This is a genomic window from Streptomyces sp. NPDC048278, assembly GCF_040652195.1.
Classification (GTDB): domain Bacteria; phylum Actinomycetota; class Actinomycetes; order Streptomycetales; family Streptomycetaceae; genus Streptomyces.
Genome location: NZ_JBEZLP010000007.1, coordinates 250,791 through 265,209 on the forward strand (window position 1 = coordinate 250,791; position 14,419 = coordinate 265,209).

The 14,419-nt window shown below is 74.7% G+C and carries 11 protein-coding genes and 1 pseudogene; 3 read left to right on the top strand and 9 right to left on the bottom strand.

From position 1 onward, the window contains the following. On the bottom strand, nt 1-1,593 hold the full coding sequence (locus tag AB0D74_RS15725) for an MFS transporter (RefSeq protein ID WP_362585743.1): 1,593 nt from the start codon (nt 1,591-1,593) through the stop codon (nt 1-3). A 193-nt stretch (nt 1,594-1,786) separates the two neighbouring features. On the opposite strand from AB0D74_RS15725, the gene AB0D74_RS15730 reads away from it, so the two are divergent. Continuing rightward, nucleotides 1,787-2,782 carry an Lrp/AsnC family transcriptional regulator gene (locus AB0D74_RS15730; RefSeq protein ID WP_362585746.1) on the top strand — a complete coding sequence of 332 codons (996 nt, stop codon included), beginning with the start codon at nt 1,787-1,789 and terminating at the stop codon, nt 2,780-2,782. A 261-nt stretch (nt 2,783-3,043) separates the two neighbouring features. Here AB0D74_RS15730 and AB0D74_RS15735 read toward each other — a convergent pair whose 3' ends face one another. Continuing rightward, complete coding sequence (locus AB0D74_RS15735; RefSeq protein WP_362585748.1) at nt 3,044-3,736, bottom strand: TetR/AcrR family transcriptional regulator; 693 nt, start codon at nt 3,734-3,736, stop codon at nt 3,044-3,046. 72 nt (nt 3,737-3,808) lie between these two features. Between AB0D74_RS15735 and AB0D74_RS15740 the strand changes: the two are divergent. Continuing rightward, a pseudogene (locus AB0D74_RS15740) lies at nt 3,809-4,021 on the top strand (ATP-binding protein); the annotation flags it as partial. A 35-nt stretch (nt 4,022-4,056) separates the two neighbouring features. Here AB0D74_RS15740 and AB0D74_RS15745 read toward each other — a convergent pair. Beyond that, nucleotides 4,057-4,494, bottom strand: a complete 438-nt coding sequence (locus tag AB0D74_RS15745) for a PaaI family thioesterase (protein WP_362585751.1) — start codon at nt 4,492-4,494, stop codon at nt 4,057-4,059. A gap of 94 nt (nt 4,495-4,588) precedes the next feature. Between AB0D74_RS15745 and AB0D74_RS15750 the strand changes: the two genes are divergently transcribed. Then, on the top strand, nt 4,589-5,014 hold the full coding sequence (locus AB0D74_RS15750) for a MarR family winged helix-turn-helix transcriptional regulator (protein WP_362585754.1): 426 nt from the start codon (nt 4,589-4,591) through the stop codon (nt 5,012-5,014). A gap of 6 nt (nt 5,015-5,020) precedes the next feature. Here the strand turns inward: AB0D74_RS15750 and AB0D74_RS15755 are convergent, their stop codons facing one another. From AB0D74_RS15755 to AB0D74_RS15780, 6 genes are all read right to left on the bottom strand, one after another. Then, on the bottom strand, nt 5,021-5,644 hold the full coding sequence (locus tag AB0D74_RS15755; protein ID WP_362586029.1) for a DedA family protein: 624 nt from the start codon (nt 5,642-5,644) through the stop codon (nt 5,021-5,023). A gap of 115 nt (nt 5,645-5,759) precedes the next feature. Further along, complete coding sequence (locus tag AB0D74_RS15760) at nt 5,760-6,863, bottom strand: substrate-binding domain-containing protein (protein ID WP_362586032.1); 1,104 nt, start codon at nt 6,861-6,863, stop codon at nt 5,760-5,762. A 194-nt stretch (nt 6,864-7,057) separates the two neighbouring features. Beyond that, nucleotides 7,058-8,182, bottom strand: a complete 1,125-nt coding sequence (locus AB0D74_RS15765) for an ABC transporter permease (protein WP_362585757.1) — start codon at nt 8,180-8,182, stop codon at nt 7,058-7,060. Beyond that, nucleotides 8,179-9,720: a sugar ABC transporter ATP-binding protein gene (locus tag AB0D74_RS15770; protein WP_362585760.1), complete on the bottom strand. Its 1,542-nt coding sequence runs from the start codon at nt 9,718-9,720 to the stop codon at nt 8,179-8,181. The genes AB0D74_RS15765 and AB0D74_RS15770 overlap by 4 nt, the downstream gene beginning before the upstream one ends. 215 nt (nt 9,721-9,935) lie before the next feature. After that, nucleotides 9,936-13,103, bottom strand: a complete 3,168-nt coding sequence (locus tag AB0D74_RS15775; RefSeq protein WP_362585763.1) for a SpoIIE family protein phosphatase — start codon at nt 13,101-13,103, stop codon at nt 9,936-9,938. 139 nt (nt 13,104-13,242) lie between these two features. Beyond that, a complete protein-coding gene (locus AB0D74_RS15780; protein ID WP_362585766.1) occupies nt 13,243-14,211 on the bottom strand; it encodes a cyclase family protein in 969 nt (322 codons plus the stop codon). Nucleotides 14,212-14,419: the final 208 nt, after the last annotated feature.

A 14,419-nucleotide genomic window follows, 5' to 3' on the forward strand; every position in this document is an offset into this window, starting at 1 on the left:
TCAGGCGCTCTGCGCCGCCGCCGACTTCCCGGCCGTGGTTTGCCCGGCCGCCCTGAGGGTCGGCTGCTGCCGGGGTGCGCGCAGCAGGACCGCCGCGACCAGGGCGGCCAGCAGCGTCAGGCTCCCCGCCGTGATCAGGCACAGGCGCATGCCGTCCAGGAACGAGTCGCCGAGCGCGCCCATCACCTGCCCGGTGCGGGCCCCGAGGTCCAGTCCGGCGACCGCACCGAGGCCGTCCGTCTGCGCGGTCGTGACGATGCGGTCCTGCGCCGCGCCGGTGACACCCGCGTCGGTGAGGCGACCGGGCAGCGCGTCCAGCGCCCGGGTGGTGAGCAGCGCGCCCAGCACGGCCGGGCCCAGCGCGCCGCCGACCTGCCGGAAGGCGTTGTTGCCCGCGGCGGCCATGCCGGCCAGGTGGTACGGAACGGAGGCCACCGCGGTCGCGGTCATGGGGGTCATGACCAGGCCCATCCCCAGGCCCAGCAGGGCCAGCCGCCAGGCGGCCGAGCCGAAGGAGGTGTCGGCGTCCAGCCCGGTCAGCGCGAACTGGGCGAAGGCGACGAGCAGCAGCCCGCCGGTGATCATCCAGCGTGCGGAGACCCGGTGCATCAGCCGCCCGGCCGGGCCGCCGACCAGCAGGGCCGCCCCGGTGACCATCAGCAGCCGCCAGCAGGCCTGAAGGGTGTCCAGCCGCTGCACCATGCCGAAGTAGAGGCTCAGCACGAAGAAGAACCCGATCAGCGCCAGGAAGCTGATCATCGCCACCAGCGTGGTGGCGGTGAAGGCGGGGCTGCGGAACAGGCTCAGGTCCAGCATCGGGCTGTCGCTGCGCCGCTCCGCCAGGACGAAGGCGACACCGGCGGCCACGGCGGTGAACAGCGCCACCATCACCTTGGCGTCGGTGAACGAGCCGGCGCCGCCCTCGATCACGCCGTAGACCAGTGCGGTGATCGCGAGCGTGGCGGTGAGCTGGCCGGGCCAGTCCAGCCGGCGGCCGTGCGGGGCCCGGGAGTCGGTCAGCCGCCCGGCCGCGACGGCGACGGCGAGCAGCGCCACCGGGACGGCCGGCAGGTAGATCCAGCGCCACGAGAAGTGCGCGACGACCACACCGGCGATCACCGGGCCGATCGCCAGGGCGGCCATCAGGCAGGTCGCCCATATGCCGATGTACTTGCCGCGCTCCCGGTGGTCGGGCACCACGTGGCTGATCAGCGCCAGCGTGGTCGGCAGCAGTGCGGCGGCGCCGACACCGGCCAGGGCCTGTCCGGCCCAGACGACCTCGATCGACTGCGCGCACAGGGCGGTGACCGCGCCCGCCGCCGAGAACAGCAGACCGGCCTGGAAGACCTTCTTGCGCCCGTGGACGTCTCCGAAGACGCCCGCGGTCAGGATGAACGCGGCCATCGGCAGCACGAACGCGTCCTGCACCCATGACAGTTGTGCGGTCGAGGCGTTCAGCGCGGCCTGCAGGGCGGGCAGGCTCACGGCGACGGTGGTGACCGGAAGATAGGCGACGAAGACGCCCAGGCAGGCCATGACGATCGTGGCCGCCCGCCGCTCGACCGGCGCGCTCGCCGGTGTCGTGACGTTCACGGAGATACTCCTTCGCGGCGCACCGCACCGCGGTAGAAGGCCACCGGCGGATCCGGTGGCCTGTGGGGTTCGGGCCTCCGAGGGGAAACCCGCCGCCACAGCATCCGGTCTGCCCACCCGCATCCGCCAACCAAGTCCCCTTCCGGCTGCAAAAGCCTCCATGGAGACCGCGTCTCCGTGACAGACTTCCGCCATGCTCGACGATGTGGACAGAAAGATCCTCCGTGCCCTTCAGTGCGCCCCTCGGCTGCCCTTCCGGAGGATCGGCGAGGTGGCCGGCGTCTCCGAGCAGACCGCGGCACGCCGCTACCAGGCGTTGCGCCGCAGCGGCACGCTGCGCGTGCTCGGGCTGGTCAACCCACGGGTGTACGGCTCCGCGCAGTGGGTGGCCCGCATCCGCTGCCGTCCCGACCGGGTCGGCCCGCTCGCCGACGCCCTGGCCCGCCATCCCGACATCGCCTACGCCCACCTGGCCTCGGCCGGTTCCGAGATCTTCTGCGTGATCCGCGCCCCGCTGGACACGGAGCGCGACGACTTCCTCTTCCGGCAACTGCCCAGGTCGGGCTCGGTCCTGGACGTCAGCATCGATCTGCTGCTCCACGAGTACGGCACCCCCGGCACCATCCACTGGACCGGATACGGCGACAGCCTCGACGCCGAGCAGGTACGGCGGCTCACCGCGGAACGGCCCCCGCCGGCCCCCTCGCCCCCGCCGGCCCCCACCGCCGAGGACGCCCCGCTGCTGGACGCCCTCGCCCAGGACGGCCGCACCACCCACACCCGGCTCGCGGAACGCACCGGCTGGTCGCTCTCCCGGGTGGCGCGCAGGCTGGAGTCGCTGGAGAGCTCCGGCACCCTCGAATACGAGGTCGAGCTGCTTCCCGAGAACCTGGGCTACCCCCTGAACGCCACGCTGTGGCTGCGGGTGGCCCCCGCCCGGCTGGAGCAGGTCGGGGAGGAGTTCGCCGGACATGAGGAGGTGCCGTTCGCGGGGGCCGTCACCGGTGAGTACAACCTGATGGCCAGCGTCGTCAGCCGTGACCCCGACGACTTCTACCGCTATCTGACCACCCGCGTCGCCGCCACCCCGGGCATCGACGCCTACAGCGTCAGCATGCGGGTGCGCCCCCTCAAGAAGGCGGTGTCCATCATCTCCCGGGGGCGGCTGGTCCCCGTGACGTCCCTCTAGGCGCCCGCGAGCACCGCACGGCCCTGTCCGCGAGCCGCATCACCCGGGTGGTGGATGTGTTGCAGACCCGCGGCCAGGTCGTCAAGCGCCGCTACGAGGGCGACGCCCGCGGCAAGGTGGCCACGCTCACCCCGGAAGGCCTCAAGCGCCCCCAGGCCGGCGTACCCCGTTCACCTGGCGAGCGCCCGCAACCGGGTCGTGGACCTGCTCGGCGGGCGGTCGGTGCGCGCTCGGCGAACGTGTTCGCCGCGAACATGCTCGTCAGGCAGGTGGCTGCTCGGCCTCCGGGCGGGTGACCAGGATGCCGTTGAGGAGGGTGTCGACCCGCCACTGGCGGCGCGTGAACGGGGTGCCGGACAGCAGGCTCCCGGCCAGGGCACGCACATGCGGGTACCTGTCGGCCGAGGCGTCGGCGAGAGCCACCCGCAGCTGCGCCCACTCCTGCTCGGGGCGGGTGTCCTCGGGGTGGGCCGAATGCTCGGCCGCGGCGGCGGTCGCGGTCTGCAGCAGGATGTCGACACCCCAGGCGGCCTGGAGGTCGGGCACGCCGCCCTCGGCGAGCAGGGCGAGCAGGACTTCCAGCAGGGCGAGGTAGTTCTCACCGGAGGGACGGGCGGTCAGGGTCGACTGGGCGAGCGCCGGGTGGGCGAGCAGGAGCCCTTCGTAGCCGGCGAGCACGGCGTCCAGCCGGGTGCGCCAGTCGGCCCCCGCGGGCGCGGCGTCCAGGTCGACCCGGCCCAGCAGCCGGTCGAGGATCGCGCCGTGCAGCTCGGCGGTGTTGGCGAGGTACACGTACAGGGACGCCGGACCGGTGTCCAGGGCCTGCGCCAGACGGCGCATGGTGACCCGCTGGAGACCCTCCTCCTCCATGAGCGCGACGGCGGTGTCGACGATGCCCTCCCGCGTGAGGGCGGGCTTGGCAGGGCGCTCGCGGCGGCTTTGCGGAGTGGGCATACGGCAGTGTAGAGCGGAACGTGTTCGGTACGAGCATGTTCGCGCCGGGCCGCCGAGAACCCGAAAGAGGAGGTGGGGGCGGTCGGAGTCGCCGACGAGGGCCCCGGCCTCGCCGCGCCCGACGCCGGGCACGTCTTCGAGCGCTTCTGCCGCGCCGACCGCTCCCGGTCCCACGCCCATGGCGGCAGCGGCCTCGGCCTCGCCGTCGCGGCGGCCCTCGCCGAGGACCACGGCGACCGCCTCGGACGCGACCCGGCGCCCGGCCGCGACCGCACGTTCCGACCGTTCCTGCCGGTGGCGGGCCGACCGCGGGCGTCCGGTCAGGGACTGCCGGAACCGCCGGCCGAGGCGAACGAGATCGTGCCCTGCGCGACGGCGCACACGCTCTCGGAGCCGTCGGCGCCGACGCTCGCCACCTCACAGCGGCAGACGGCGAGCGAGCGGCCGGACCGCACCACCCGGGCCCGGGCGCGCAGCAGCTCGCCGTCCGCCGGGCGCACGTAGTCGATGGTGAACCCGGCCGTCAGGGGCCGGTTCCCCGGTCCGGTACCGGCCGCGAACGCCATCGCGTTCTCCGCCACGTAGGCGAGCACCCCGCCGTGGACGTAGCCGTACTGCTGGCGCAGGTCCTCGCGGTTGTCCAGCTCCAGCGTCGCCCCGCCGTCGCCGAAGGCCACCAGCCGGGTACCGACCAGGGCACTGAAGGGCTGGGCCGCCAGGACCTTCCGGGCGAAGGCCAGATCAGGCGTGTCGGTCACAGTCGCCACCCCACACCGGTCGCGGTTCACCGGGCTCGATTCACTAGTGAAGTGAGAATGGCGCCGGACCGTCACCTCTGTCAAGATTCCGCCCATGCCCGAGCCCGACCAGCGCCTCTTCTTCCTCCTGCAACGCGCCGCCCACCAGCTGCGCACCACCGCGGACCGGCGGCTGCTCTCCGCCGCCGGGATCACCACCGCCCAGCTCGGCGCGCTGCTCGCGGTGAGCGACGAGCCCGGGATCACCCAGCAGCGGCTGGCCCAGGTCCTCCAGCAGCGCGAGTCCGGCATCACCGCGCTGGTCCGGCGGCTCACGGACGCCGGCCTCCTCACCCGGAACCGGCACCCGAGCGAACACCGCGCGGTCGTCCTGGAACTGACCGAGCACGGCGTCGGCGCGCTCGCGCTCGCCCGCCCTGAAATCGACGGATTCAACGCCGAACTGCGCGCCCTGCTCGGTGCCGACGGCTTCACGGACACGGCCGCGGCCCTGCACCGACTCGCCCACTGGGAGCCCTGACCGGCGTCAGCGGTCGCGGCGCGCGCGGCGGGCCTCCAGCAGCAGCGGCACCAGGGACAGGACGACGATCGCGCCGACCAACGGCAGCAGATAGCGGTCGATGTGGGAGACCGACGAGCCCAGCGCGTACCCGGCGAGGACGAAACTCTGGGACCAGAGGACTCCGCCGACGGCCTGCCAGACGGTGAACGGCCGCACCGGCACCCCGAGCGCCCCCGCCGCCGGGTGCAGCACCGACCGGAGCATCGGCACGAAACGTCCGATCACCAGCGCCTTGCCGTACCCGTACCGGGCGAGCAGCTCCTCCGCCCGGGCGGTACCCTCCCGCACCCGTGGCCTGGAGGTACGGGCCAGCAACGGCCGCCCGCCGTGCCGACCGATCAGGTAGCCGACCTGCCCGCCCGCCACCGCACCGACGGCCGCGCACACCAGCACCTGCCACAGCTCCAGCCGGGGCCCCCGGTCCGCGGTCGCCGCACACAGCACACCGGCCGGGAAGAGCAGCGTGTCGCCGGGCAGGAAGAAGCCGACGACCAGCAGCCCCGACTCCGCGAAGATCACCGCCAGTACGCCCAGCGCGCCGAAGGCAGCGAGCAGCGAGCCGCTGTCCGTCGGATTGACGGCGATCACCACGCTCGCCTCCCCGCCCCGCTCGCCGGCCGTCTCCCTCAAGTGTCCCGTGACGGCCGCCGCGGACCCACCCGCGACACCGCGCACCGGGGCGCCGCCCGCCGGCCCCGCAGGCTCATCTGCCCCAGATCCTCCGGTAGGCCTCCTGGTAGCCCGGTGGGTCCCAGGTCGTGGCCCCGGCGCTGTTGGCGGCCGTCGAGACATGGGTGGGGGCGACGTAGCCGCTGGCCGGACGGTGGGAGAAGGCGCGGTTGAACTCGTCCACGATCTGCCAGCCCTGCTGCGTCAGCGGCTCGGGAACGGTGGCGGCCTGGTACTGCCCGCTGTTGATGCGCTGGAAGGCGGACGGGTCGCCGTCCCCGGCCCCGATGTTGAACGGCGGCCCGGTCCCCTTGCGGCCGGCCGCGCGGAAGGCGGGGGCGGCGTCGGCGAAGTACAGGTCGTTGATGGCGACGGAGTGCGTCCACGTGTCCGGGAAACGGGCGAGCAGCGAGGCGATCTCGCGCGGGGTGCGGCTGCTCGCGTCCGGGATCGGGATGTTCTCGTACGCGAGCAGCCGCACCCCGGCGCAGGTGGCGAGCTTCGCCCTGATCAGCTCGGACTTCGTGCGGGCGAACGGGACCGAGGCGTCGGTGAACACGACGACACCGGCCCGGCCGCCGGAGTGCGCGATGATCCACTGGGCGCTGATGCCGGCCACGTCCTCCAGCCGGGTGGTGACGTTGGTGAAGAGCGGGGGCCGGCTGCTGGGGCCCGGGGCGACGACCGCGTGCCAGCCGACGAGCGGGATGCCGGCCGCGGCGGCGTCGGCGACCTGCTCCGCGGTCGAGCCGGGGTCGAAGCCGCCGATGACGATGCCCGAGGGCCGCAGGGTCACGGCCTCGCTCATGGCCGCCTGGATGCCGGCGGGACTGCCGGCGCCGTCGATCACCCGGACGTCCCAGCCGACGACCCGCGCGGCCTCCCGCAGGCCGTTCGCAACGCCCGCGACGCCGGGATTGGTCATGGTCTCCGCGACGAAGACGACCGTTCTGCCGGACACCGCCGCGGGGCCGGTGGTCGGCCCGTCCCAGGCGGTGTGGGACCGCTCCGCCTGGGCGACGGCGGCCTGGGCCGCGAGCCGGACGGCCGGGCAGCCGCCCGGCCCGGTGGTGGGGACCGTGGGGGTGTTCGAGGAGCCTCGCTGGCAACCGGCCAGGGTGACGGCGATGGCCAGCAGCGCGAGGGCGCCGGACCCGGCCCGGACGGCCCGGTGGGCTCGGTCGGTTCGGTCGGCCCGGGGAGCGTCGGCCTTGCGGGTGCGGTGCACGCGAGCTCCTCGCGGCGGGACGAACGTCGGGCTGGGGCTGGGGCTGGGGCTGGGGCTGGGGCTGGGGCCGGGGCCGGGGCCGGGGTCGGGGCGACCGGTGCGGGTCATGGTGCGGTGTCGGCCGGGCCGCCTCCGGGTGTCGCCGTCGGGGGGTGCGGCCGGGCGGGCGGTGAGTCGTGGGCGTCCGGTGTGTCGTGGGCCGCGTCGGCCCCGGTGCGCAGCCTCCGGGCGGAGTAGCCGGCCAGGCCGACGGCGAGCAGCAGCGTGCCGCCGTAGAACAGGGGGACCGTCCAGAACGCGGCGCCCAGCTGGCCGATGCCGGTCAGGCCGACGGCGAGCACGGCGACGGCGACGAGGGTGCCGAGGGCGTTGGGGCGGCCGGGCCTGATCGCGGTGGAGCCGAGGAGCGCGCCGACGAACGCGGGCAGCAGGTAGTCGAGACCGACGCTGGGGTTGCCGATCTGCTGCTGGGCCGCGAGCAGCACCCCGGCGAAACCGACGATCAGCCCCGAGGCGGTGAACGCGTAGACGGTGTACCTGCGGGTCGGGATGCCGACCAGTTCCGCGGCGCGCGGGTTGGCGCCGATGACGTACAGGCACCGGCCGAGCGGCAGCCGCTCCAGCAGCACCCAGAGGGCGACGCCGAGGGCGAGGACGTAGAACGCGGGCAGTGGCAGGCCGAGGAGCGTGGAGTCGTAGAGGTCGGTGAAGGCGGCGGGCAGCCCGGCCGGGCCCGGGACGATCCTGCCGCCGCCGGTGACCCACCCGGTCACGGCGTACAGCATGCTGCCGGTTCCGAGGGTGGCGATGAACGAGTCGATCCGGCCGAACTCGACGGCCACACCGTTGAGGACGCCGACCACCCCGCCCCCGGCGACCACCACGAGGCAGGCCCAGGGCCAGGGCCAGCCCGCGTCGACGACGAGCCACAGCACCATGACATGGGCCAGGCCGAGGCCGTAGCCGAGGGAGAGGTCGAAGGAGCCGGTCACGACGGCGACCATGGCGGCGAGGGCGAGGACGGCCGGGATCGACTGGTTGGACAGGATCGAGTCGAGGGTGTCCCGGGTGGGGAACGTGCGCGGCAGCGCGAGCGAGAACACCACGACGAGCAGCGCGGTGAGGACCAGAAGGCCGTAGGCGCTCGCGAGGTGCCGGGCCGGGACCCGGCGGAGCGGCCGGGAGCGCGGGATCCGCGGGGCGGAGGGCGGGGGCGCGGCGGCGGTCATGAGTCCGTGGTGGTTCCGGGGGCGGGCAGGGCCGAGGCCGCACGCGCGAGCCCGGTGGCCGTGAGGTCCGCGCCGTTCAGCTCGGCGGTCACCCGGCCGCGGACGAACACCAGGGCGCGTCGGCACACGCCCGCCACCTCCTCGAAGTCGGTCGAGACGAGCAGCACCGCGAGCCCGCCGGCCAGCGCCTCGTCGAGCAGGCGGTGGACCGCCGCCTTGGCTCCGACGTCCACGCTGGCGGTCGGCTCCTCCAGGACCAGCAGCCGCAGGTCCGCGCCGAGCCAGCGGCCGATCAGGACCTTCTGCTGGTTGCCGCCGGACAGTGCGGCGAGGGGGGCCTCGCCGTCGCGGGGCCGCACCGCGAACCGTTCGATCAGCTCCGCGGCCCGGGCCCGTTCGCGGCGGGGACCGGTCCAGCGCAGCACGGGCAGCCCGCCCGCCCGGGGATTGGCCAGCAGGTTCTCGCGCACGCTCAGCCCCATGGCACAGCCCTCGCGCTGCCGGTCGCCGGGCACGAGGCCGACCCCGGCCGCGACGGCGTCCGCGACGGTACGGGGCCGGTAGGGCCGCCCGCCCAGGCAGACCCGCCCGCCGACCAAGGGGCGCGCGCCGGCCACCGCACGGCCCAGCTCCAGGTGCCCGGCCCCCGAGAGACCGACCAGGCCCACCGCTTCCCCGGCCCTCAGCTCCAGCGTGACCGGCGCCGTGCCGGCGGTCCGTGCGCCGTCGAGGACGAGGACGGCGGGGGCGTGCCCGGGGGCGGTGGCGGGGAGGGGGCGTGCCGGTTCCCCGCCGGCGATGTCGTCGTGGGCCGGTGCCGCGCCGACGATGTCGCGGACCAGCCGGGCGGTGCTGTGGCCCGCGAGGGGGCCGTGGCTGACCAGCCTGCCGTCGCGCAGGACGGCGAAGGCGTCGGCGACCTGGTAGACCTCGTCCATGCGGTGGGTGACGTAGAGGATGCCGTGCCCCCGGTCCCGCAGGGCGTGCAGCACGCGGAAGAGCCGGGCGCAGTCAGCGGCGGGCAGGCGGGCGGTCGGCTCGTCGAGGACCACGAGCCGGGCGTGGGCCGCCAGCGCCCGGCCGACGGCGACCAGCGAACGTTCGGCGGGACCGAGCCGCGCGACCGGCGTGTCCGGATCGAGGTGCCCGGCGACCGTCCCCAGGGCCTCGGCGCAGCGCTCCCGGGTCCGCCGCCAGGAGATCAGCCCGGCGCGGCGCGGATATCCGGTGGTCAGGGCGATGTTCTCGGCGACGGTCATCCACTCCACGAGCCCCAGGTCCTGGTGGATGAAGGACATGCTGCGGGCGGCGGCCTGACTTCCGAGCGGGTGCCCGGCCACCGTGACCGACCCGGCGTCGGCGTGGTGGACCCCGGCGAGCACCTTGATGAGCGTGGACTTTCCGGCGCCGTTGGGGCCGAGCAGGGCGAGGACGCTGCCGGCCCGCACGTCGAGATCGACCCCGTCCAGCGCACGGGTCCCGCCGAACCGCTTGGCGAGCCCGCGGATCCGTACGAGGGGGTCGGAAGACTCGTGCACGGACAGCTCCGGGGGTCGGCCTGACGTCTTCTTCCTGCCTGCTTCTGCCTGCCTTCTCCCCTTCCCGACTCTTGCCGGTGATCGTAGTGGGAGGAATCGCCGCATCACGGATTCGACGCCCGGGCGGCGGACTCGATGCCGGATTCGATGCCCGCGATGACACCAACGGGTCAGCCGCGCCGCAGGCCTACGCCGTGTGCGGCCGGCTCACGGCCTCAGGCGGCGTCGAGCCCGCACTCGGCCCAGATGACCTTGCCCTGCCGGATGTAGCGGGTGCCCCAGCTCCGCGACAGCTGGGCCACCAGGAACAGGCCGCGACCGCCCTCGTCGGTGGTGGCCGCGCGGCGCAGGTGCGGGGCGGTGTTGCTGCCGTCGGAGACCTCGCAGATCAGGGACCGGCCGTGCAGCAGACGTACCTGGACGGGGCCGGAGCCGTGGCGGATGGCGTTGGTGACCAGTTCGCTCAGCACCAGCTCCGCGGCGAACCCGGCCTCCTCCAGTCCCCAGTCGGCCAGCCGGCGCAGCGCCGAGGAGCGGACCTCGCTGACCAGGGCCGGATCGGCGGGCAGGTCCCAGGTGGCGATCAGGTGCGGGGCCAGCGCGTGGGTGCGGGCGACGAGCAGCGCGATGTCGTCATGGGGGTGGTCCGGGGCGACCGTGTCGAGAAGCGTCTCGCAGATCTGCTCGGGTGTGCGGCCGGGGTGGGCGAGGACATCGCGCATCTGGTCGAGGACCAGGTCGACGTCGCGGTTGCGGCTGTCGATGAGCCCGTCGGTGTAGAGGACCAGCCGGCTGTCCTCGGGGAGGTCGATGTCGACGGCTTCGAAGGGCAGGCCGCCCAGGCCCAGCGGGGGACCGGCGGGCAGGTCGGGGAAGGAGACCGTGCCGTCGGGGAGGACGAGCGCGGGAGGCGGATGCCCGGCGCGGGCCATGGTGCACTGCTGCGTGGTCGGGTCGTAGACGGCGTACAGGCAGGTCGCGCCGAAGATGCCCGTCTCGCCCGCGGCGGGGGCCTCCCGGTCGAGGCGGCCCACCAGGTTGTCGAGGTGGGTGAGGACCTCGTCCGGGGAGAAGTCGAGTTCGGCGAAGCTGCGGGCGGCGGTGCGCAGCCGGCCCATGGTGGCGGCCGAGAGCATGCCGTGGCCCACGACGTCACCGACCAGGAGGCCGACCCGGGTGCCGGAGAGGGGGATGACGTCGTACCAGTCCCCGCCCACGTCCGACTCCGCGGGCAGGTAGCGGTGCGCCACGTCCACGGCGTCCTGGTCGGGCTGCCCCTGCGGGAGCAGGCTGCGCTGGAGGGTCAGGACCATGGTGCGCTCGCGCGTGTAGCGGCGGGCGTTGTCGATGGACAGGGCGGCGCGGCCGGCGAGTTCCTGGACCAGTGAGCGGTCGTCGTCGTCGAAGGGCGCGGGGTGGCGTCCACGGTAGAACGCGGCCACGCCGAGGACGACGCCGCGGGCCACCAGCGGGACGGCGATGAGCGAGTGGATGTGGGCCAGCATCGCCTCGGTGCGCGGCGGGTCGTGGGCGAGCCAGCCCACGGCGGTCCTCAGGTCCGGCTCCAGCACGGCCTGTCCGCCGCTCAGGCAGCGCAGGTGCGGAGTGGCCGGGTTGTAGTCGACGCGCTTGCCGACCGGGTGGAACGGACAGTCGTCGGCGATGCCGTGGACCACCGTGCGGTACAGGTCGGTGAAGGGATCGGCGGCCTCCTCGCCGCGCAGCACGGCCTCGGGCAGGTCGATCGTGACGTAGTCGGCCAGCCGTGGCACCGCCGTCTCGGCGAGTTCCTCGGCGGTGCGCCGCACGTCCAGGGTGGTCCCGATGCGCGTACTGGCGTCGGTCAGCAGCTCGAGGCGACGCCGGGCGGCGAGGGCGTACCGCCCCACGTGCGGCTCTCCGACCAGCACGAGTCCTCTGGCCGGGGGTTCTGCGGGGGGTGCTGTCGGGGGTGCTGCGGGCGGCTCCACGGCGAGTTCTGCGGCGGGTTCTGCGCTGGGCTCTGCGGTGGGCTTCTCCGTGGGCAGCGAGCCGTGGCCGTCCGCCGAGGCGCCGGGACCGATTCCGCCTCCGGTCCCGGCCTCGGAACCGGTCGTCGGGCCGCCAGGACCGCCAGGACCGCTCGCGGTTCCGTCGGTCTCGTCCGGCGGGCCGGTCGAACCGCCCGCCGGTGTCTCGGCGCCGCGCGATTCGGCTCGGAGAGGTACGAAGCCGGGCGTGGCGGGGCCGGGCACGGCGCCGGACGCCACGGCGAGAGGGACGGGGACGGCGGCCGTCGGCGGGACGGCGAAGACGGCGAACGTCTCCCGGACGACGGCGCCGGGCACGGAGGACGCCGCAGGATCGGTGAGCGCGGTGGACACCGCGGGATCGGTGGACGCGGCGGGGGCGGTGGACGCGGCGGGGGCGCCGGCGAAGTCGGCGCGGACGAGAGCGGGGTGCCGCGGTTCCTCGTTCGGCCACGGGACGAGGAGCGGCTCGTGCGGGGCGGGACCGGGCAGGACGACCTCGGTGACGAAGCCCTGCACACCGGTCGCGGTCGTCATCGGGCGGCTGACCAGGGTGACCCGCCTGCCGTCGGACAGGACCACGTGGACGGCGGCTCGCTGCGCCCAGGAGATCAGCTCGACGGCCTTCTCCATGAGGACCGCCCGGTCACAGGGACGCATCGTGAGGGCCGGCTCGCCGACCCCGAGGCGGTGGTGGGGTCCGGCGGCGGTCTCGGCGCCGGTGTCCAGGTACGCCCGCAGCAGGGCCCGCTCGCGTTCGGAACTCTGTCCCAGCAGCCGCCTCTCGATGGCGTGGGCCGCCCGGCGAATCACGGTGGCCAGCGCCGGGTCCTCGAAGCCGCGCGGGTAGCCGAGGCACAGGACGCCCTCGATACGGCCGCTGATCGGGTCACGGACCGGCAGCGCCCGGCAGGCGTTGCCCTGCGCGCGTTCGGCGAAGTGCTCGGCGCCGTAGACCTGGACGAGCTGCCGCTCCGCCAGCGCGAGCCCGATCCCGTTGGTGCCGGCGTACCGCTCGGCGAACACGAACCCGGGGTCGCGCTGGAACGCCGGGAGGCTTCTGGCCAGCGACGTCTCTCCGAAGCGGCGCAGCAGGACGGTCCCGTTCGCGTCCGCGACGGAGATGTTCATCCTGCTGCCGGCGAACCAGGACTGAAGCCGGTCGAGCACCGGCACGGCCGCACGGATGATCCGGGCATCACGCTCGAAGTCGGCCCGGAAGGGGAGCCCGGGCTGGTCGGGGGAGAGCCCCAGGGCCCGGCAGCGCTGCCACGAGTGCGAGATGGGAGCGCGTACGCCGGCCTCGACCGCCTCGCCCTGCAGAAATCGCGCACGCGAGCGAGTGGGCCCCTTGCCGTCTGTCGCACGCCCCATCGCTGCCGCTTTCCCGCCGCCCCGAACCACGCTTCGCCTCACTCGCGCCCGCAGTGTTCGTTTCGTTCCGACATTGCTCCGAGAAGTTTTACTACAACAATAGGATATACGTCAGATTACGGACATTGCGCGCCTGGCGTCACAGGACGGCTACCGGGTTGACCGGCGAGCCCGTCCCGCCCGGGACGTTCAGCGGCGCCACCACCAGCAGGAACTCGTACCGCCCTGCCCGGCCCGTCGCTGCCGACAGGGCCTCCAGGTCGAGGTTGTCCAGCAGCGGCACCCCCATCGCGGCCATGGCGAGGGCGTGGACGGGCGAGTGCACACCCGCCACGGGGGAGGGCCGAACGTCGCTGTCGCCGTCGCCCCCGAGCAGCGCGATGCCGCGCTCGGCCAGCAGCGGTACGGCGTCCACGTGGAAGCCCGCGCAGGCCGTGGCCGGGTCCCAGGCGCCGAGCTCCGCGCGCCGGCGGGTCTGCCCGGAGCGCAGGAGCACCGCGTCGCCCTCGCCGATCCGTACGCCGAGTGCCCGCTCCGCGGCGACGACGTCCTCCGCGTGCACCGCCAGCCCCGGCTCCAGCCAGGGCACCCCCAGGGCAGCGGGGAGATCGAGGAGCACGCCCCGGGTGACGAGGGGGCCGAGCGCCGACACCGCTCCGAAACGGGCGCCCGCCGCGCCGACGACGTCCTTCGCCGTCCGGCCGTCGTACAGCCGCCCCCGGTAGGAGACGTGGCACAGGGCGTCCAGATGGGTGACGGCCTTGCCGTGGTAGTCGGCGCCGATGAAGTCCTTGTGGGTGGCGGGCTCCGGCATCTCCACGTCGCCGAGATCGGTCATGTGGTGCAGGGCGGGCCTGGGGTTGTCGGGTCCGGGCACGGTGTTCCAGGGCAGCGCCAGCGGCACGACCCGGCCGGACCGCACCGTCGCCGTGGCCTGGCGCACCTGCTCGGCGGCGACCCGGTTCCAGGCACCGCGGTCGGCCGGGGTCCAGCGGCCCCAGGTGCGGACCGCCTCGAAGAGCGCGTCGAAGTCCCGGCGGGAGACGGCGGGCCCGTTCCGGTCACCGCCGGGACCCTGGCCCGGGCCGTCCACGGGGTTCGCCCTCACCCGTACCCACCGCCTTCCGCGCACACCGACCGGCGACCCGCCGCGCAGGCCTGGCGACCCGCCGGGCGCCCGCCGGGCCGGACTCCCAGCCTGGCACCGCCCGCCCCGGAGCGCCGGGTGCACGCGTCGGTGCGCGGGGGCAGGCCCCCGCAGGCCGACCGGGCCGGGGTGGGCCACGCCCGGCGCGGCCCGGCCGCACGGCGGGCAG